18 protein-coding genes are annotated in these 17,599 nt (G+C 62.5%); 13 read left to right on the forward strand and 5 right to left on the reverse strand.

Annotated features, from left to right (window positions below; genetic code table 11):
* Positions 1-74 precede the first annotated feature (74 nt).
* The 3 genes from MN188_RS08750 to MN188_RS08760 all read left to right on the forward strand — a co-directional run bounded on the left by MN188_RS08750 (position 75) and on the right by MN188_RS08760 (position 2,423).
* Positions 75-347 (forward strand): I78 family peptidase inhibitor, encoded by a 273-nt coding sequence (locus MN188_RS08750; protein WP_242108014.1) that lies wholly within the window; start codon positions 75-77, stop codon positions 345-347.
* A gap of 46 nt (positions 348-393) precedes the next feature.
* Positions 394-678: an I78 family peptidase inhibitor gene (locus MN188_RS08755; RefSeq protein WP_242108016.1), complete on the forward strand. Its 285-nt coding sequence runs from the start codon at positions 394-396 to the stop codon at positions 676-678.
* Between the two features lie 89 nt (positions 679-767).
* Positions 768-2,423, forward strand: a complete 1,656-nt coding sequence (locus MN188_RS08760) for a DNA polymerase Y family protein (RefSeq protein ID WP_242108025.1) — start codon at positions 768-770, stop codon at positions 2,421-2,423.
* Positions 2,424-2,578: 155 nt separating this feature from the next.
* Here MN188_RS08760 and amt read toward each other — a convergent pair whose 3' ends face one another.
* Both amt and MN188_RS08770 read right to left on the reverse strand, forming a co-directional pair.
* Positions 2,579-3,898 carry an ammonium transporter gene (amt, locus tag MN188_RS08765; protein ID WP_242108033.1) on the reverse strand — a complete coding sequence of 440 codons (1,320 nt, stop codon included), beginning with the start codon at positions 3,896-3,898 and terminating at the stop codon, positions 2,579-2,581.
* Positions 3,899-3,921: 23 nt separating this feature from the next.
* Positions 3,922-4,260: a P-II family nitrogen regulator gene (locus MN188_RS08770; RefSeq protein ID WP_242108035.1), complete on the reverse strand. Its 339-nt coding sequence runs from the start codon at positions 4,258-4,260 to the stop codon at positions 3,922-3,924.
* Positions 4,261-4,520: 260 nt separating this feature from the next.
* Between MN188_RS08770 and MN188_RS08775 the strand changes: the two genes are divergently transcribed.
* Positions 4,521-6,719, forward strand: a complete 2,199-nt coding sequence (locus MN188_RS08775; RefSeq protein WP_242108037.1) for a transglycosylase domain-containing protein — start codon at positions 4,521-4,523, stop codon at positions 6,717-6,719.
* A gap of 63 nt (positions 6,720-6,782) precedes the next feature.
* On the opposite strand, the gene MN188_RS08780 is transcribed toward MN188_RS08775, so the two are convergent.
* Positions 6,783-7,388 carry an MlaC/ttg2D family ABC transporter substrate-binding protein gene (locus MN188_RS08780; RefSeq protein WP_242108046.1) on the reverse strand — a complete coding sequence of 202 codons (606 nt, stop codon included), beginning with the start codon at positions 7,386-7,388 and terminating at the stop codon, positions 6,783-6,785.
* Positions 7,381-8,085 (reverse strand): MlaA family lipoprotein, encoded by a 705-nt coding sequence (locus MN188_RS08785; protein WP_242108049.1) that lies wholly within the window; start codon positions 8,083-8,085, stop codon positions 7,381-7,383. The genes MN188_RS08780 and MN188_RS08785 overlap by 8 nt, the downstream gene beginning before the upstream one ends.
* Before the next feature lie 211 nt (positions 8,086-8,296).
* On the opposite strand from MN188_RS08785, the gene MN188_RS08790 reads away from it, so the two are divergent.
* From MN188_RS08790 to MN188_RS08830, 9 genes are all read left to right on the forward strand, one after another.
* A complete protein-coding gene (locus tag MN188_RS08790) occupies positions 8,297-10,033 on the forward strand; it encodes a type I secretion system permease/ATPase (RefSeq protein ID WP_242108051.1) in 1,737 nt (578 codons plus the stop codon).
* Entirely contained in the window at positions 10,033-11,334 is a 1,302-nt protein-coding gene (locus MN188_RS08795) for an HlyD family type I secretion periplasmic adaptor subunit (protein ID WP_242108053.1), read from the forward strand. The genes MN188_RS08790 and MN188_RS08795 overlap by 1 nt, the downstream gene beginning before the upstream one ends.
* Positions 11,335-11,401: 67 nt before the next feature.
* Positions 11,402-11,863 carry a RidA family protein gene (locus tag MN188_RS08800; protein WP_242108055.1) on the forward strand — a complete coding sequence of 154 codons (462 nt, stop codon included), beginning with the start codon at positions 11,402-11,404 and terminating at the stop codon, positions 11,861-11,863.
* Entirely contained in the window at positions 11,860-12,612 is a 753-nt protein-coding gene (locus MN188_RS08805; RefSeq protein ID WP_242108057.1) for a glycerophosphodiester phosphodiesterase family protein, read from the forward strand. The genes MN188_RS08800 and MN188_RS08805 overlap by 4 nt, the downstream gene beginning before the upstream one ends.
* A 3-nt stretch (positions 12,613-12,615) precedes the next feature.
* Complete coding sequence (locus MN188_RS08810) at positions 12,616-13,779, forward strand: GNAT family N-acetyltransferase (protein ID WP_242108059.1); 1,164 nt, start codon at positions 12,616-12,618, stop codon at positions 13,777-13,779.
* Between the two features lie 52 nt (positions 13,780-13,831).
* Entirely contained in the window at positions 13,832-14,218 is a 387-nt protein-coding gene (locus MN188_RS08815; protein ID WP_242108062.1) for a DUF302 domain-containing protein, read from the forward strand.
* Positions 14,219-14,297: 79 nt separating this feature from the next.
* Positions 14,298-15,503, forward strand: coding sequence for an NAD(P)/FAD-dependent oxidoreductase (locus tag MN188_RS08820; protein ID WP_242108064.1), 1,206 nt, complete (start codon positions 14,298-14,300; stop codon positions 15,501-15,503).
* Positions 15,503-16,057, forward strand: a complete 555-nt coding sequence (gene rsmD / locus MN188_RS08825) for a 16S rRNA (guanine(966)-N(2))-methyltransferase RsmD (protein WP_242108075.1) — start codon at positions 15,503-15,505, stop codon at positions 16,055-16,057. Before MN188_RS08820 ends, rsmD begins: the two co-directional genes overlap by 1 nt.
* Positions 16,058-16,101: 44 nt before the next feature.
* Positions 16,102-16,416, forward strand: a complete 315-nt coding sequence (locus MN188_RS08830) for a hypothetical protein (RefSeq protein ID WP_242108077.1) — start codon at positions 16,102-16,104, stop codon at positions 16,414-16,416.
* A 33-nt stretch (positions 16,417-16,449) separates the two neighbouring features.
* Here the strand turns inward: MN188_RS08830 and MN188_RS08835 are convergent, their stop codons facing one another.
* On the reverse strand, positions 16,450-17,484 hold the full coding sequence (locus MN188_RS08835; RefSeq protein ID WP_242108084.1) for a TRAP transporter substrate-binding protein: 1,035 nt from the start codon (positions 17,482-17,484) through the stop codon (positions 16,450-16,452).
* Positions 17,485-17,599 lie beyond the last annotated feature (115 nt).

Raw genomic sequence — 17,599 nt, forward strand, 5'->3', positions numbered from 1 at the left:
CGAAACCCCGCGCGTTTTCAACTCCTGTGCGACCGGCCCTTGCCTGTGGGCGACATCGGGCGTTTCATCGCGGCATGAAACAAATTGTCTTTCCAGCCTTCGTCGGCGCGATCATGCTGGGCCTTGCCGCATGCCTGCCGACACCGATCCAGACCCCCACCGATTGCGGTGCCTCGCAGCTTCAGTATCTGGTGGGCAAACCCGAAGTTGTCTTGCAGGCGGTGCAACTTCCGACACCACACCGGATCATCCACCCCGGTGACATGGTCACGATGGATTTGCAGCCCAGCCGCATGAACGTCACGATCAACGCAGCCGGAAAAATTTCGAAGATCACCTGCGGCTGACTGGCTTTTCCTTGCGTCCGGCACCGATTTCGGATGAGGATTCGGCATGACCAGATTTCCGCTTTTTGCTTTGGCGCTTGCCGCCTTGATGGCCTGCCAATCGCCACTGTCGCGCCCTGACCCAGGGCCAGTGGATTTCACACCCAGCTGCGGCGCGGGTGAGTTGCAGGGGCTGATCGGCCAAGACGCGGGCATCATTGCCGAACTTGAGATCAAGGGCGCCCTGCGTGTGATCCACCCCGGCATGGCGGTCACGGCGGATTATCGCCCTGACCGGCTGAACATCGCAGTGGATGATGGCGGGCTTATCACCCGCGTCTGGTGCGTCTGACCCGCATCGCATGACTTTCGCGCAAGCCCGGACTCGACTCGGCCCACCGGGTGGCATATTATGAACAAACCAAGAACATTTGTGCTGCCATGCCCACCAATCGCCGTATCCTGTCTCTGTGGTTTCCCCGGCTGGGGGCCGAACGCCTCATGCGCCAGACCCGCGGGGTCGTGCCGGGGCCGCTGGCGGTGGTCAGAGATCAAGGCAACATGCAGGTGTTAAGTGCGCTCAGTCATGAGGCCGAGCTGGCGGGGCTGACCCCCGGCCAACCGCTGCGCGATGCCCGCGCCATGTGCCCCGACCTGATCTCGCGCCCACAAAACCCGGCGGCCGAGGCGGCGTTTCTGACCCTGCTCAGACGCTGGGCTGGCAAGTTTTCCCCCTGGGTCAGCGAAGAGCCACCCACCTCCCTGGTGCTGGACATCACCGGTTGCGCGCACCTGTTCGGTGGCGAAGCCACGTTGATGGAGCAAGCCAGCCGCGACTGCGCCGATCTGGGGCTGACCGTGCGCACGGGGCTGGCCGATACGGTCGGGGCGGCCTGGGCGCTGGCGCGGTTTTCCGGCGCGCAGGCCCACGACGCCCCGGGCGCGCATGGCGGCGACGCGATCGACCAAGAGGCGCGCGCGACCCGGTCGCGGGCCGCACGAGGCAAGCGCCGGCACTGGACCCGCGGCGGGGCCGCGCCCCAGCACGCGGTTGCGGCGCAAGCGGCGCGCATTGCTGCCCCCGGCGCGACCCGCGCGGCCCTGTCCCCCCTGCCCCTGATGGCCCTGCGCCTGCCCGCCGACACGGTCGCGGGGCTGAACCGGCTGGGTCTGCGCCGGGTCGAGGACATCTTGGGCACCCCGCGCGCAGGCCTTGCACGCCGCTTCGGCCGCGACTTGGTGCGACGACTGGATCAGGCGCTGGGGGTGGAGCCCGAGCCGGTGTCCCCGGCCCGCCCGCCGATGCGCTTTGCCGTGCGCATGGGGTTTCCCGAACCGATCGGGTTGGAGGAGGACATCCTGGCCGGGCTTGACCGCCTGCTGCCGCCGCTTTGCGACCGCCTGCGCCAGAAAGGGCGCGGCGCGCGGCGCGTGCGGTTGGAGCTGTCACGCAGCGATCACAGCCAACAGGGGGTCGAGGTTGGCCTGGCCCGCCCCAGCACCGACCCCGACCGCATCCGCCCGCTTCTGGCGATGAAGCTGGGCGATCTGGATGCGGGCTTCGGCATCGACCAACTGCGTCTGACCGTGCCGGGGCATGAGGCACTGAGCCCCGAACAACACCGCGGCCCCACCAGCGTCGGCGCACGCAATGATGCGCAGGGGATTGAAGACCTGATGGGCCGGATCGGTGCCCGGCTGGGGCTGGAGGCGCTGACCCGCCTGGCCCCGGCCGACAGCCACATCCCCGAGAAAGCCGAGATTACCCTGGCCGCCGCTTGGGCGCCTGCCGCGACGACCTGGGCTCAGTCCGGACGGCCACGCCCGGTGATGGTCTGGCGCCCCGAACCGGTGCTGATCCCCGACAGCCCCATGCTGCCCGCCCTGATCCGCTGGCGCGGGCGGACCCTGGCCGTTCTGGGGGCGACGGGGCCGGAACGGATCGCTGCCGAATGGTGGATGGACGACGACGCCTGGCGCACCGGACAGCGCGATTACTGGATGGTCGACACCAGCGAGGGGCAGCGCCTGTGGATCTACTATGCCCACGGTGGCGCGCTGTCCGCAGGCTGGTTCTGCCAGGGCAGCTTCGGCTGAGCATCGCCCTCTCACTCGCGCGTCCATCCGAGACTGCGCCGCAGGGCGCTGGCGAGACATCATGCGCGCCGAAGGCGCACCGCTTGGCAACGTCGGACGAAAAAACCCGGGCGCTTTGACGCGCCCGGGTCGATCTGTTTCAGCTTTCAGCAATATCAGCCGTTGGTGAATTCCGGATAGGCTTCCATGCCCAGCTCGGCCATGTCCAGCCCGTTGATCTCTTCCTCTTCCCCGACACGCAGGCCCATCGTGGCCTTGATGATGGTGAAGAAGACAAAGCTGACCACAAAGACGAAGGCCCCGATCGCGGCAAAGCCCATGATCTGCGTGACGAAGGACGCGCCATCGTTGGTCCAGGCCACGATGAACGTGCCCCAGAACCCCGCAACCAGGTGCACCGGAATGGCGCCAACCACATCGTCGATCTTCAGCCGGTCCAGCAGCGGCACCACGAAAACCACGATCACGCCACCGACACCGCCGATGATCAACGCCTGGAACAGCGAAGGTGCCAGCGGTTCGGCAGTGATCGACACCAGGCCGGCCAAAGCACCGTTCAGGGTCATCGTCAGGTCGACTTTCTTGTACAAAACCTGCGTCATCGCCATCGCCACGAGCGCCCCGGCTGCTGCCGCCATGTTCGTGTTGGCAAAGATGCGCGCCACGTCCGACACGTCACTGATCGTGCCCATCGCCAGCTGCGATCCCCCATTGAACCCGAACCAGCCCAGCCACAGGATGAACGTGCCAAGCGTTGCCAGCGCCAGGTTCGAGCCCGGCATCGGCACGGTACGCCCGTCTTTGTACTTGCCAATACGCGGCCCCAGGATCAGCACGCCTGCCAGCGCTGCGAATCCACCGGCAGCGTGCACCAAGGTCGACCCGGCGAAGTCCGAGAACCCGGCTTCTGACAGCCAACCGCCGCCCCACTGCCAGCTGGCTTCGATCGGATAAATGAAGCCCGTAAGCACGACCACGAAGGCCAGAAACGGCCACAGCTTGATACGTTCGGCCAAGGTGCCCGACACGATCGACGCCGTGGTGGCGCAGAACATCAGCTGGAAGAAAAAGTCGGACGCGCCCGCGGCATACCCCACGTCGACCGCATCGGCGCCCACCCCAACCGGATCCAGTGAGGTCACCGCGAAGAACGGGCCCAGCCAGCCTTCGATCAGCCAGTCGCCCGGATACATGATGCCATAGCCGACCAGCCAGTACATGATTGCCGCCAATGAGAAGAGCGCAACGTTCTTGGTCAGCTGAATGGTCACGTTCTTGGAGCGGACCAGCCCGGCCTCCAGCATCGCGAACCCGGCCGCCATCCAGAACACCATAACCCCGCCCAGCAGGAACAGGACCGAGGTCAGGATGAATTGCGTGTGGGCGGCTGCCTCTGCGCCCGCATCCTGTGCGAGAGCGAGCCCGGGCAGCATGGCTGCCGTCGCCGCAAGGGGAAGAAGTTTCTTGTAGGTCATGTCGTTGTCTCCTGTCCGGCCGCTCAGATCGCGTCGCCGTCGATTTCGCCGGTGCGCACACGCAGCGCGCCTTCGACATCCAGTTTGAAAATCTTGCCGTCGCCGATCTTGCCGGTGCCGGCGGTCTTGGCGATGGTTTCGATCACCTGATCGGCCATCGCATCCGCCACGACGATTTCCAATTTCACTTTCGGCACGAAATTCACCGCGTATTCGGCCCCGCGATAGATCTCGGTGTGGCCCGACTGGGCGCCAAAACCCTTGATTTCCGTCACCATCATGCCGCGCACGCCGATGTCGGTCAGGGCTTCCCGGACCTCCTCAAGCTTGAACGGTTTGATCGCTGCAATGATCAGTTTCACGTCTTGTCCCTTCTGTTTTCGGCAGGGGATCCCTGCGTCGTGGTGTGTTCAACAAGGCGCATGCTGCAGTGCAGAACAAGAAAACCGGGGGCAAACAAAGTGCAGAAAACAGGCAATTGAGGATTTTTCCCGCAGAGAATCACCTCGGTGCCTGTTTTTTCAGCGCGGCGGAAAGGGGAACAGGCCAGGTCTCTCCCCTCGTCATTCGCGACTGACTTCGTTATTCTGCAAAAAAACAAAGCAGATCGAGTAGCAGGCTTATGGCTGGTTCAGGCAGGAAAAAGCCGCCCCTGGTGGCGGACAAGCGATATGGAAAACCGAAGCCGGCGAAAAAGCCGGCGACAAAAGCTGCGCGCAAACCCACGCGCAAGCCGACCCGAAAACCCGCCCGCAAGCCGTCGCGAAAGCCCAACCGCAAGCTTCCCGCCCTGATCGCCTGGCCGCTGGCCGGGATCAGCTGGGTTCTGCGCCTGATTTGGCGCTTCACCTGGAAGGGTGGCGTCGTGGTCGCGCTTCTCCTTGCGATGGCAGTGTTCTATTTCTCCTCCACCCTACCGCCGCTGAACGAATTGCTGGACGGTCGGGCGAAAGGATCGGTCACGATGCTGGACCGCAATGACGCGACCTTTGCGTGGCGCGGCGACCGGTTTGGCGGCATCGTGACCGCGGACACCGTTGCCCCGGCGGTCAAGAACGCCGTTGTCGCGACCGAGGACAAGCGTTTTTATCGCCATTTTGGCCTGTCGCCGCGCGGGATCGCCTCGGCGGTGCGCATCAACCTGTCGGAAGGGCGCGGGCCCTTGTCGGGTCATGGCGGGTCGACCCTGACGCAACAGGTGGCAAAGCTTCTGTGCCTTGGCGTGCCCTACGATCCGGCCGCTTGGGACAGCGAAGCGGCCTATGAAAGGGACTGCCGCCAGGGGTCCTTGTGGCGCAAGCTGAAAGAAGCCGTTTACGCGATGGCGCTTGAGGTCAAGTATTCCAAGGATGACATCCTGACGATCTACCTCAACCGCGCCTTCCTGGGGTCGGGCAGCTTCGGCTTCGAAGCCGCCAGCCAACGGTACTTTGGCCATTCCGCCGCGCAGGCCTCGGTGGCCGAGGCGGCGATGATGGCGGGCATGCTGACCGCTCCCACGCGTTTTGCGCCCACCAACAACCTGCAACGGTCGCAGGATCGGGCCGAAACGGTTCTGAAGCTGATGTTTGAGCAGGGCTTTATCAGCGCAACAGACCGCGCCGCCGCCGTGGCCGCGCCCGCAACCCTGTCGCCTGCTGCACAGGCGCGCGCGGGCGGCTATTTCGCCGATTGGGTGATGGGCGAAGGCCCCGATTTCCTGACCCGCGACACGACCGAAGACGTGATCATTCGCACTACACTGGACCAGGACATCCAGCGTGCGGCCGAGGCGGCGATGAAATGGGTGTTCGAAAACAAGGTGCGCGAAGGGTCCAAAGCACAGGCCGCCATCGTGGTGATGTCCGCCGATGGCGCCGTGCGTGCCATGGTTGGCGGGCGCCAGACAAAGGTCACCGGCGCCTTCAACCGCGCCACACAGGCCAAGCGGCAGACCGGATCGGCCTTCAAGCCCTTCGTCTATGGCGTGGCGCTGGACCTTGGCTACACCTGGGACAGCTTTATCGAGGACGCGCCCCTGACGATCAACATTCCCGGATCGGGCCCCTGGAGCCCGCGTAACTACACCGGTGAATACAAAGGCACGGTCACCCTGACCGAGGCTCTGCGCCATTCATTGAACACCCCCGCCGTGCGCCTGTCCGAAGCCGTGGGGCGTGAAAACGTGCGCACCGCTGCAGCCAGCTTTGGCATCGAAAGTGATTTGGCGCTGGGACCGGCGCTGGCGCTGGGGGCATCGGAATCGTCTCTGTTGGAGATGACAGGCGCCTATGCTGGCATCCTGAACGGTGGATCCTCGGTCACGCCCTATGGCCTGATCGACCTGCGCCTGATGGGGGACGAAGCGCCGCTGATGACCCAGTCGGGTGGCATTGGTGAACGCGTGATTTCACCTCAGGCGGCCGAGCAGCTGATCTTCATGATGCACGATGTGGTGCAAAACGGCACCGGCCAGCGGGCGCGGCTTGATGGGCGCGAGGCGGCGGGCAAGACCGGCACCACCCAGGCCGCGCGCGATGCCTGGTTCCTGGGCTTTACCGCCGATTACGTGGCTGGGGTCTGGATGGGCTATGATGACAACACGCCACTGAAAGGCGTCACTGGCGGGGGCCTTCCGGCAGATATCTGGCACGAGACGATGACGCGGGTCCATGCCGACTTGCCCGCCACGCCCCTGCCGATGATCCGCCCGGCCCCGGATCGTATCACCACGCCTGCGCCGCAGACCGCGCCGCGCCCGGTCACCCCGGGCGGCAATATTCGCGGCGAGGATGTGATCCTCGACGTGCTGCGTTCGATTCTGGGGCTTGGCAACAACTGAGCAAAAGAAAAGGGCCGTGCAGCTGGCACGGCCCCGAAGGTCTTTGCGTCATTCCGCGTCCGGTCAGATCTTTTTAAGATCCGCAATCAGACGATTCAGATCACCCTTGCGCTTATCCAGAAGCGCGCCGATTTCGCTGCGCTCGGACTTCACCAGACTGATGCCTTCGATCTTCATGTCGATGAACTTGCCATTCTTGTCGGCCACCACGAACACAACCTCGAACGGCGCGCGGCCCTTCAGGCGGGTCATTGTCGTGACCTCATAGAAGCTCTTGACCGCCTTGGCGCCCTGCACCTCGATGCTACCACCGATGAATTCACGGAAACGGCGGCCGTATTTGCGGCTCATGTAGCCCTGGAACGCCTTGGCAAAGGCGCTGCGCTGCGAGGAACTGGCGGTACGGCCATCCGGCCCCAGAACGAGGGCCGCAATGCGCGGCACGTCGCCGTAGGTTGAGAAAAGCTTCTCAAAATCCTTGATCATACCGGCTTCGGACTTGCCACTGCCGATGATCTTGTTGATGTCGCGCACGACGTTGTCGATCATCGCCCGGGCGCGTTCCACCGAAAACGCCAGCGCTGTGCGCGGCAATGTTAGCGCGGCGGCGCCACCAGCAAGCCCCGCCAGAACGGCGCGACGACCAAGGGAAAGGGGGCTGTTACTCATAGACTTCCTCATAAAGATCATAGAGATCATCGTCTTCGACCTCGACACCCAAATCATAGCGTCGGCTATCCAGATAGAACAGACGCGCCGTCGCATACCCGTCTGCACTTTCATACAGAAGCGCGTCGAAGGTATCGCCGTAGTCATAGCGATCCCCGAACCGCGAAATCACCTCGGACGCTGGGGACAGATAGCCTTCGGGCTTCGGTATGACATAGCTAAGTGGGTTGATGAAGAAATCAACCGCGGTGCCGAAGGCATCACGCTCGGTCGATGGGCCGAAGAAGGGCAGCACGACGTAGTCGCCTTCGGCAAAGCCCCAGACATGCAGGGTTTCGCCGAAATCGGTGTCGCGTTCCTCAAGCCCGATGTCGGTCGCGATATCGAAAATCCCTGCCACGCCCAGCGTCGTGTTGAACAAAAAACGCACCGCATTGTGCACCGCGTCTTCGACTTCGCCCTGCAACAGCTGGTTCACCATTGTACCCGGCAGGCTGATGTTGCTCGAAAACTGCGACACGCCTTGGCGCACGGGCTGCGGCAGGATGGTGCCATAGGCATTTGAGGTGGGCGCAAAGAACGCGCGGTCGAATCTCAGGTTGGCTTCGTGCGTGCGACGGTTGGCCACTTCATGCGGGTCTGCCTGCCCGCTGGGCGCGGGCGCCTTGGCGCAGGCCGCCAATGCTGCAAGTGCCACGATGGGCAACAGGCGACGAAATGGTCGTGTGGCAGCAAAAATCACTGGATTTCTCTCTTCAGCCCCGGGTAACTCTGACATAGTAGATGATGACAGATAGCCCATCCTTTAACCAAATGGCAGCAAGAAGATGTGACTATTTGGCGACAATTCGGCGCGGTTTTCCGCTAGAGGACCGGACAGGCGACGACAACAGGGCAGATTGAGACCTATGAGGGCAGCAGATCGCGAACAGGGGCTGAATGAGCTTCGCACCGCACGGCGCGAAGCGCGCGGGCTGTTCTGGATGGCCGGGCTTTTTTCAGTCTTCGTGAACCTCCTGATGCTGACCGGGCCTCTGTTCATGCTTCAGGTCTATGACCGGGTTCTGGGCAGCCGCAGCGAAGAAACCCTGTTTGCGCTGGCGATCCTGATGACCTTCCTGTTCGCCATGATGGGTGTGCTGGACTATGCCCGCGGCAGGATCCTGGCCCGGGTCGGCGCAGGGTTCCAAGCGCGGCTGGACAAGCGGGTGTTTTCCGCCGTTCTGCGCAAGTCGTCCACCTCGAACCGCCCCGATACGGTGGTGAACAATCTGCGCGATCTGGAAGCGGTGCAACGCTTGCTGTCTTCGCCCGTCTTCACCGCGCTTTATGACCTGCCCTGGACACCCGTTTTCCTGACCGGCATCCTGATCTTCCACACTTGGCTGGGCATGCTGGCGCTGGGGGGCGGACTGGTTCTGGTCCTGATCACTGTGCTGAATCAGCTGACGACACGGGGTCCCTCGGAACAGGCGCAGATCGCGTCTTTAGGTGCTGAGCATCTGGCAAGCCAGCTCAAGGACGAAGCCGAAATGGTGCGCGCCCTGGGCATGGCCGACGCGGGGTTTGCGCGCTGGTCGATCGCCCGCAACCAGGCATTGTCGGAAAGCATCCGCGCGGCGGATGCAACCGGCCGTTTTTCTGTCCTGTCCAAAACTTTCCGCCTGTTTTTGCAATCGGCGATGCTGGGTCTTGGCGCGTATCTGGTGCTGCAAAACGAATTGACTGCCGGCGCAATGATCGCTGGGTCGATTTTGTTGGGCCGGGCTCTTGCACCGGTCGATCTGGCCATCGGGCAGTGGCATATGATCCAGCGCGCGCGCAGCGGCTGGCGTAACCTTGGAGAGCTTCTGGCCGAAGTCCCCGAAGATGTGGCGCGCACGCAGTTGCCACGCCCAAAGGCTCATGTGAAAGCCGAAAACCTGACCATCGTACCGCCGGGCCAGTCTCAGGCGTCACTGCGGATGGTGAATTTCGAAATCATTCCCGGGCAAGCGCTTGGGGTCATCGGGCCGTCAGGCGCAGGGAAATCAACGCTGGCGCGCGCCATAACCGGGGTTTGGCGCCCCGCTGGCGGCAAAATCCGTCTAGACGGCGCGGCGCTTGACCAGTTCGACCCGGCCGTGCTGGGCGAACATATCGGTTACTTGCCGCAACGGGTTCAATTGTTCGAAGGGACGATCGCGGAAAACATCGCGGGCCTTGCGCTAAAACCCGATGACAACGCCGTTGTGTCTGCCGCGCGCAAGGCTGCAGCGCATGATATGATCCTGCACCTGCCCGACGGCTATGACACCCGTGTGTCCAGCGGCGGCGGCATGTTGTCTGGCGGACAGATGCAACGCATCGGCTTGGCCCGCGCATTGTATGGTGGACCCGTTCTGCTGGTGCTGGATGAACCGAACTCGAACCTCGACAACGATGGGACGCTGGCGTTGAACAACGCGATCCGTGCCCACAAGGCGGCCGGGAACTCGGTCATGATCATGGCGCACCGTCCAGACGCGATCCGCGAATGTGAAATCCTTCTGGTGATCGACGGTGGTCAGGTGCGGGGCTTTGGCCCGCGGGACGAAGTCCTTGAAAAAACCGTGCGCAACGCGAGCGAGATTCAGGGCGCCAACAAGCTGGGGGGGGTCACCTGATGGCACGCAAAGCCTGGTCCGCACGCGGCCCCGTGATCCTTGGCCTTCTGGCGCTTTTCATTCTGGTTGGCGGCTTTGGCACCTGGTCCGTGACCGCCAACATTTCCGGCGCTGTGGTCACCCAAGGGGCGATCGAAGTCGAACAGAACCGCCAGGTCGTCCAGCACCCCGACGGCGGCGTTGTCTCCGCAATTCAAGTGCGAGAAGGGGATGTTGTGCAGGCCGGTGATATCTTGTTGCGACTGGACGCTTCGGCGCTCAAGTCCGACCGCACAATCGTCGAAGGTCAGCTGCACGAGGTCATGGCGCGCCGGGGTCGGTTGGAGGCCGAACGCGATAAGCTTTCAAAAATCACCTTCGATCCCACACTTCTTGAGCTTGCAGATCAAAAGCCAAGTGTGAAGGCGCAGATGGAGGGCCAGCAGCGGCTTTTCACATCGCGCACCGAAACCCTTGCCGCCGAGGTCAGCCAGCTGAACAAACGCACCGGGCAAATCCGCAGCCAGATCGACGGGCTGGTGGCGCAGGAAACAGCGCTTAATCAGCAGCTTGATCTGGTGCGCACCGAACTCGCCAACCAGAAAACGCTGTTGGACAAGGCTTTGACACAGGCGTCCCGCGTGCTGGACCTGCAACGAAATGAGGCTGGAATCCTTGGCCAACTGGGTGAAATCATCGCATCCAAGGCCGAAAGCGAAGGGCGGATCACCGAGATTGAGATCCAGATCCTGACCTTGGGATCGCAACGCCAGGAAGAGGCAATCACCGAATTGCGCGACCTGCAATTCCGCGAGCTGGAGCTGAGCGAGCAGCGTCGAGCGCTGAACGAACGGCTCGAACGCCTGGACTTGCGCGCGCCGGTGTCGGGGATTGTTCTGGGCCTCACGATCTTTGCCGAGCGCGCTGTTGTACGGCCCGCCGATCCAGTGCTTTACCTTGTGCCTCAAGATCGCCCATTGGTGATCGCAGCACAGGTCGAACCGATTCATGTGGATCAGGTCTTTGTCGGCCAAGAGGTCACCCTGTCTTTCCCGGCCTTCGACAGCCGCACCACACCACAGCTTAAAGGCCGTGTGGTCAAACTGTCCGCCGACGCCTTCACGGACGAAGCCAGCGGACGCAGTTTTTACCGCGCTGAAATCCACCTTGGGGATGGGGAGCTTGACCAACTGCCCGAAGGCCTGACCCTGATCCCGGGGATGCCCGTCGACAGTTTCCTGCGCACCGACGACCGCTCACCGCTCGCCTATCTGGTGAAACCGCTCGCGGATTACTTCAACAAGGCCTTCCGCGAAGGCTGACCCCTTTTCAACCGCCGTTGTCCCGTCTAGCGTCACTTTGACATTGGATCGCGAAAGGATGTGGAAGATGAGCGGATTTGAACAGACCCTGGCCAAACTGGGTGTCACCCTGCCCGATGCCCCGGCCCCGGCGGCGAACTATGTGCCCTTCGTGCGCGTGGGCGACATCGTCTATGTCTCGGGCCAGATCAGCATGAACGCCGACGGCTTCATCACCGGCAAGCTGGGCGAAGACATGGACGCCGAAGCGGGTGCTGCCGCAGCGCGAACCTGCGCGATCGGCCTGCTGTCGCAGGTGAAAGCTGCGTGCGATGGCGACCTTGACCGGCTGGTGCGGGTGGTGAAACTGACCGGCTTCGTGAATTCTACCAGCGATTTCGGCGATCAGCCTAAGGTCGTGAACGGTGCCTCTGATTTCCTTGTCGAAGCTCTGGGTGATGCGGGTCGTCATTCCCGTTCGGCAGTGTCGGCGGCGTCCCTGCCCTTCGGTGTCGCGGTCGAGATCGAGGGCATCTTCCAAATCAAATGATCCTTCCGGACCTTTTCCTGACGGCTCCGCTGGCGCATCGCGGGTTTCACGATGCGGCCAGCGGGCGCCCAGAAAACTCCCGCGCGGCGTTCGAAGCGGCCATCGCGCACGGCTATGGCATCGAGCTTGACCTGCAACTGTCCGCAGACGGTCAGGCGATGGTGTTTCACGACTATGACTTGAAGCGGCTAACGGCAGAGAAAGGCCCAGTACGGCAACGTATGTCCAAGGACCTGTCCGGCATTCGCCTGCGCCACGGCGACGAAGGTATCCCCACGCTTACCGATGTGCTGGATCTGGTCGATGGCCGGGTGCCCCTGCTGATCGAAATCAAGGATCAGGACGGCGCAATGGGGCCACGCACCGGTCAACTTGAACAGGTCGCCGCTGAAGTTTTGAAGTCTTATCAAGGCCCTGCTGCGGTGATGTCGTTCAACCCGCACGCTGTGGCAGCGTTTTCGCAACATCACGACGGGCTTCCCCTTGGCCTGACCACGGCCGCGTTCAAGCAAGTGAACTGGCCCTTACTGCCCGCCGCAACGCGCAAGTTTCTGCGCAGCATTCCGGATTTCGACCGCGTCGGCGCCAGTTTCATTTCACACGACGTCAATGACCTGAAAAGCCCGCATGTATCCAGATTGAAGAGCCGTGGCATTCCAGTCCTGACCTGGACAATCCGAAGCGCAAAGGCCGAGGAAACATCCCGCCAGATTGCTGACAATATCACGTTCGAAGGCTATGAGGCGTGAGTTTTGAGTGACATCAGCCTGCGCATCCATGACAGCATCGCGGCGATCCCCGCCGCTGAATGGGATGCCTGTGCCTGCCCGGAAGGCAGCGCCCGGCCAATCGACCCCTTCACGACGCACAGATTCCTGCACGCACTCGAGACCTCGGGCAGTGTCGGGCCGGGCACCGGTTGGGAGCCGCACTACCTGACGGCCTATCAGGGCGACCAGGTGATCGCCGCCGCGCCGATGTATGCCAAGGGTCATTCCCAGGGCGAATACGTTTTTGATCAGTCCTGGGCCCATGCTCTGGACCGTGCGGGTGGGCAGTATTACCCGAAGCTGCAGATTGCAGTGCCGTTCACCCCCGTTACCGGGCGACGGCTCCTGACCCGCCCGGGGTATGAAACCGCTGGCACCGCCGCGCTGGTCCAAGGCGCCGTGCAGGTTGCGGCCGACAACGCCCTATCGTCAATGCATGTCACCTTTTGTACCAAGACCGAGGCGCTAGCAGGTGAAAAGATGGGCCTGATGCACCGAGTTGGGCAGCAATTCCACTGGGAAAACAAAGACTACGTCGATTTTGACGCCTTTCTGAGTGACCTGTCGTCGCGCAAACGAAAAACACTGCGCAAGGAACGGGCGACAGCCCAGGCATTCGGCGGAAAAATCGTTAGCCTAACCGGCGACGCGCTGGATGACGCGCATTGGGATGCGTTCTGGAGCTTTTACCAAGACACCGGCGCCCGAAAGTGGGGCACCCCTTATCTGACCCGCGCTTTCTTTGACGAAATTCACCAGACGATGCGCGACGACATTCTTCTGGTCATGGCCGAGCGGGACGGGGTGCCGGTGGCCGGGGCGCTGAATTTCATCGGGCGTGATACGCTTTTCGGTCGCTATTGGGGCGCGCGCGAACATCACCCCTGCTTGCATTTTGAACTTTGCTACTATCAAGCCATCGACCATGCACTGGCGTATGGCTTGGGCCGGGTTGAGGCGGGCGCCCAGGGTGAGCACAAGCTGGCACGTGGCTATTTACCGGTTGCCACCCACTCTCTGCACTGGATCGCCGACCCGGGATTTCGCGACGCGGTTCAGCAGTTTGTGACCGCCGAAGCGGACGCCGTGGGCGACGATATCGAGATTTTGACCGATATGGGCCCGTTCCGGCGCGCGGACGATTGACCCGCCGCCCTGCCAACCCCACATTTGTTTCAACCCGAAGGAGGATTCCAACATGACCTATACGATTGACCGCACCATCACCGACGCCAGCTTCGAGGAGGTCGATGCGCGTGCGCGCAAGGCGCTGATGGACGGCGGCTTTGGCGTGCTGACCGAGATCGACGTGAAAGCGACGATGAAGAAGAAGCTCGACAAGGACATGGATGATTACCGCATCCTGGGCGCCTGCAACCCCGGTATGGCTTGGCAGGCAATCGGTATGGAGCCCCGGATCGGCGCCATGCTGCCGTGCAACGTGATCCTGCGCAGTGTCGACGGCGGCGTAATGGTCTCGGCGGTTGATCCGGTTGCCTCAATGGCCGCGATCGAGAACGAAGACCTGCCCAACGTCGCCGGACAGGTGCGCGATATGCTGGAAAAGGTCGTCGCGGCGATCTAAGGCCAGCGGAAGCAATTGCACCCTGCAAGCGCCGCAAATAGGTAGACGATCATACGAACCCACCAGAAAGGGTGTTGGGATGAGCCACATTGTCGTCATCGGGGCCGGTCAGGCTGGGGCCTCACTGGTCGCGAAGTTGCGAAACTCAGGGTTTGACGGTCAGGTCACACTGATCGGCGAGGAACCCGCCCCGCCCTATCAACGTCCCCCACTGTCCAAGGCGTATCTTCTGGGGGATTTGGAGTTGGAGCGACTTTACCTCAGACCTGAAAGTTTTTACGCGGATCAAGGCATTACACTGCGCCTGAAAACACGTGTCGATGCCATCGACCCTGGGGCGAAGACCGTGTCGGTTGGTGGGGAAGCCCTATCCTATGACCAGCTTGCGCTGACCACCGGTTCAACCCCGAACCGCCTGCCTGCCTCCATTGGCGGGGACCTGCCGGGCGTGCATGTGGTGCGAACCCTGGCCGATGTCGATGCGATGGAGCCTGAGTTTGTCGAAGGACATCGCGTCCTGATCGTGGGGGGCGGCTATATCGGGCTGGAGGCTGCTGCGGTGGCCGCCAAAAAGGGGCTGTCTGTCACCTTGGTTGAAATGTCCGACCGCATCCTGCAACGGGTTGCCGCGCCGGAAACCTCGGAATACTTCCGCGCCCTGCATCAGGCGCATGGTGTCACGATCCGTGAAGGGGTCGGGCTGAAGATCCTGACGGGGGACGACCGGGTGACCGGCGCGACGCTATCGGATGGCACGTCGCTTGAGGTCGATTTTGTCATCGTCGGCGTCGGCATTCGCCCCGGCACCATGCTGGCCGAGGCCGCTGGGCTGGAGCTCGAAGATGGGATCAAGACCGACGCGCAGGGGCGCACATCAGACCCGTCGATCTTCGCCGCAGGGGATTGCGCCAGCTTCCCCTACAAGGCGGGCCGCATTCGCCTTGAAAGCGTGCCGAACGCGATTGATCAGGCCGAAATCGTGGCGCGCAACATGATGGGCGAGGGTGTCGATTATGTCGCGAAACCGTGGTTCTGGTCTGACCAATATGACGTGAAATTGCAGATCGCCGGACTGAACACGGGCTATGACAACGTGGTCACGCGTCCAGGTGGCAAGGAAGGTGCGGTCAGCTTCTGGTATTACCAAGGTGACACGCTTCTAGCGGTGGATGCGGCGAACGATCCGCGCGCCTACATGATCGGGAAACGTCTGATCGAAGGTGGGAAATCGCCGGATAAGGCCGCGGTTACTGACCCGTCAACCGACCTGAAGTCCCTGATGTAATGCGCATTATCGCCGGACAGTTTCGCGGCCTCACGCTGGCTTCGGTCGGCAAGGGGGATGCGGGCGCGCATCTGCGCCCGACCACCGACCGCGTGCGCGAAAGCCTGTTTTCCATGCTGACCGGTGGACGGTTCAGTGACCCGATCACCGATGCGCGTGTGCTGGATCTGTTCGCGGGCACCGGTGCGCTGGGGCTTGAGGCGCTCAGCCGGGGCGCGGCGCAGGTGACCTTCGTCGATGATGGACGAAAGGCGCAAAGCCTGGTTCGCGAGAATATCGCCAAGTGCCGCGCCGAGGCCAACACCCAGCTTGTGCGCCGCGACGCCACCCGTCTGGGCGCAGGCACGCCGCATGACCTGGTGTTTCTGGACCCGCCCTATGGCAAGGGGCTTGGCGAAAAGGCGATGCAGGCCGCTTTGGTTAGGGGCTGGATCGCCCCCGGCGCCCTGATCGTTTGGGAAGACAGCGCCCAGATCATCCCGCCTGATGGGGTGACGATGCTGGACGATCGCCGCTATGGGGATACTGTCATCTCGATCCTGGAGCTCGGCTGACCATGCGACACCATTGCCCCGGCTGCTGCACCCCGCAATCCCACGTGCCGCGATACCCTTGGCATTTCTGCAAAGCCTGTCGGGATTTGGCCACGGATGGGACCGGGCGGCGCCTGACCTTCGCCAACACCCCGGTTTCCGGCGGGTTTTCCTGCGCGGTTGACGGGGGTGACCCGGTCGAGTGCGGTGGCGCGTTGTGCCTGATCCACGACCGTCCGGTTTTTGTAACCGAAGCGCGTTTTGGGGGGATCGTGGCGCAACCTGTTCTGGCTGGCGGCGCCACCGAAGCCCGGCATCGGGTGTGGGACCTGACAGGGGAGGTACCCCAGGGTTCCAACGACGAAACGCCCGAGGGTTAACCCGGGCGCTTTGGTTTTTTGTCTGGGTCTGACTTACTGCGCGCGCGTGACTTCCACCGTTGCGCGGGCGTCGCGCACCAGGGCGTCACCGTCCAGACCTTTGGCGTTCATGTCCGCGATCCACTCTGCGATCACGTCGGCGCCCAGGTCACGGATGCGGTCGGTTTCCGCCTCGCTCAGCGTGGCAATCTCATTGCCCGCCGCCATCATGATCTCTTTGCCCGTTACATCGCCGGTGTCGTGGGCGCGTCCGGCCCAGGCCGAGGCGAAAAAGCCCGAATTCGCGTCGATCACCGCCTTCAGGTCATCGGGCAGGCTGTCATACTTCGCCTTGTTCATCGCCCAGATGAAATAGAGGTTATAGAGCGATTTGTCGCCGGCCACGTCGGTGTGGCTGTCGGTCAGTTCGTCCAGCTTCAGCGACGGCGACATTTCCCAGGTGATCACCCCACCGTCGACGATGCCTTTGGCCAACGCCTCGGGAAAGGCAGGCACGGCCATGCCGACCGGGGTCGCTCCCAGTTTTTCCAACAGCAGCGTTGCGGTGCGCGACGGGCCGCGCAGTTTCAACCCGTTGAAATCCTCGACACTGGCAACCGCCGGGCCTTTCTTGTGAACCAGCCCGCGACCATGCATGTGCGCGGCGATCAGGTGCACGTCGCGAAAATCATCCATCAGGTATTTCTGGGTGAAGACCCAGGCGGCTTTGGACGCCTCTTCGCCGGACTTTGTGACCATGAAGGGCAGTTCCATCGCCTCGGCCTCGGGGAAACGACCGGGTTGGTAGCCGGGGATCACCCAGCCGCCGTCGATCGCGCCGTCACGGATCAGGTCATATTGCGACGGGGCTTTGCCGCCCAGCTGCATCGCGGGATACAGTTCAACCTTGATCCGACCATTCGAATCCGCTTCGATCTTGTCCGCCCAAGGCTGCATGAAATGCGTCGGGTTCGCTGACAGTGGTGACACGAAATGCTGGAACCGCAAGGTGACCTCTTGCGCCAGGGCGGCGGTGGCGGTGGTGGCGAACAGGGCAGCCAGGGCGGCTTTTTTCACGAAGTTCTGCATCACAGGGGTCCTTTCGTCATGCGTCAGGGGCGATTTTGCCGCCGACAAGACAGAGGTAGGTATCCTCAGGGTCGCATTCAAATACAAATAAACCTCTGTAAATATATTTAGCGAA

Source organism: Aliiroseovarius subalbicans (assembly GCF_022678625.1).
Lineage (GTDB): Bacteria > Pseudomonadota > Alphaproteobacteria > Rhodobacterales > Rhodobacteraceae > Aliiroseovarius_A > Aliiroseovarius_A subalbicans.

Coding starts and splice junctions, on each gene's coding strand:
- MN188_RS08775 (WP_242108037.1), top strand. CDS start 4,521: ATGGCTGGTTCAGGCAGGAAAAAGCCGCCCCTGGTGGCGGACAAGCGA.
- MN188_RS08790 (WP_242108051.1), top strand. CDS start 8,297: ATGAGGGCAGCAGATCGCGAACAGGGGCTGAATGAGCTTCGCACCGCA.
- MN188_RS08755 (WP_242108016.1), top strand. CDS start 394: ATGACCAGATTTCCGCTTTTTGCTTTGGCGCTTGCCGCCTTGATGGCC.
- MN188_RS08750 (WP_242108014.1), top strand. CDS start 75: ATGAAACAAATTGTCTTTCCAGCCTTCGTCGGCGCGATCATGCTGGGC.
- rsmD (WP_242108075.1), top strand. CDS start 15,503: ATGCGCATTATCGCCGGACAGTTTCGCGGCCTCACGCTGGCTTCGGTC.
- MN188_RS08820 (WP_242108064.1), top strand. CDS start 14,298: ATGAGCCACATTGTCGTCATCGGGGCCGGTCAGGCTGGGGCCTCACTG.
- MN188_RS08760 (WP_242108025.1), top strand. CDS start 768: ATGCCCACCAATCGCCGTATCCTGTCTCTGTGGTTTCCCCGGCTGGGG.
- MN188_RS08805 (WP_242108057.1), top strand. CDS start 11,860: ATGATCCTTCCGGACCTTTTCCTGACGGCTCCGCTGGCGCATCGCGGG.
- MN188_RS08800 (WP_242108055.1), top strand. CDS start 11,402: ATGAGCGGATTTGAACAGACCCTGGCCAAACTGGGTGTCACCCTGCCC.
- amt (WP_242108033.1), bottom strand. CDS start 3,898: ATGACCTACAAGAAACTTCTTCCCCTTGCGGCGACGGCAGCCATGCTG.
- MN188_RS08795 (WP_242108053.1), top strand. CDS start 10,033: ATGGCACGCAAAGCCTGGTCCGCACGCGGCCCCGTGATCCTTGGCCTT.
- MN188_RS08815 (WP_242108062.1), top strand. CDS start 13,832: ATGACCTATACGATTGACCGCACCATCACCGACGCCAGCTTCGAGGAG.
- MN188_RS08780 (WP_242108046.1), bottom strand. CDS start 7,388: ATGAGTAACAGCCCCCTTTCCCTTGGTCGTCGCGCCGTTCTGGCGGGG.
- MN188_RS08835 (WP_242108084.1), bottom strand. CDS start 17,484: ATGCAGAACTTCGTGAAAAAAGCCGCCCTGGCTGCCCTGTTCGCCACC.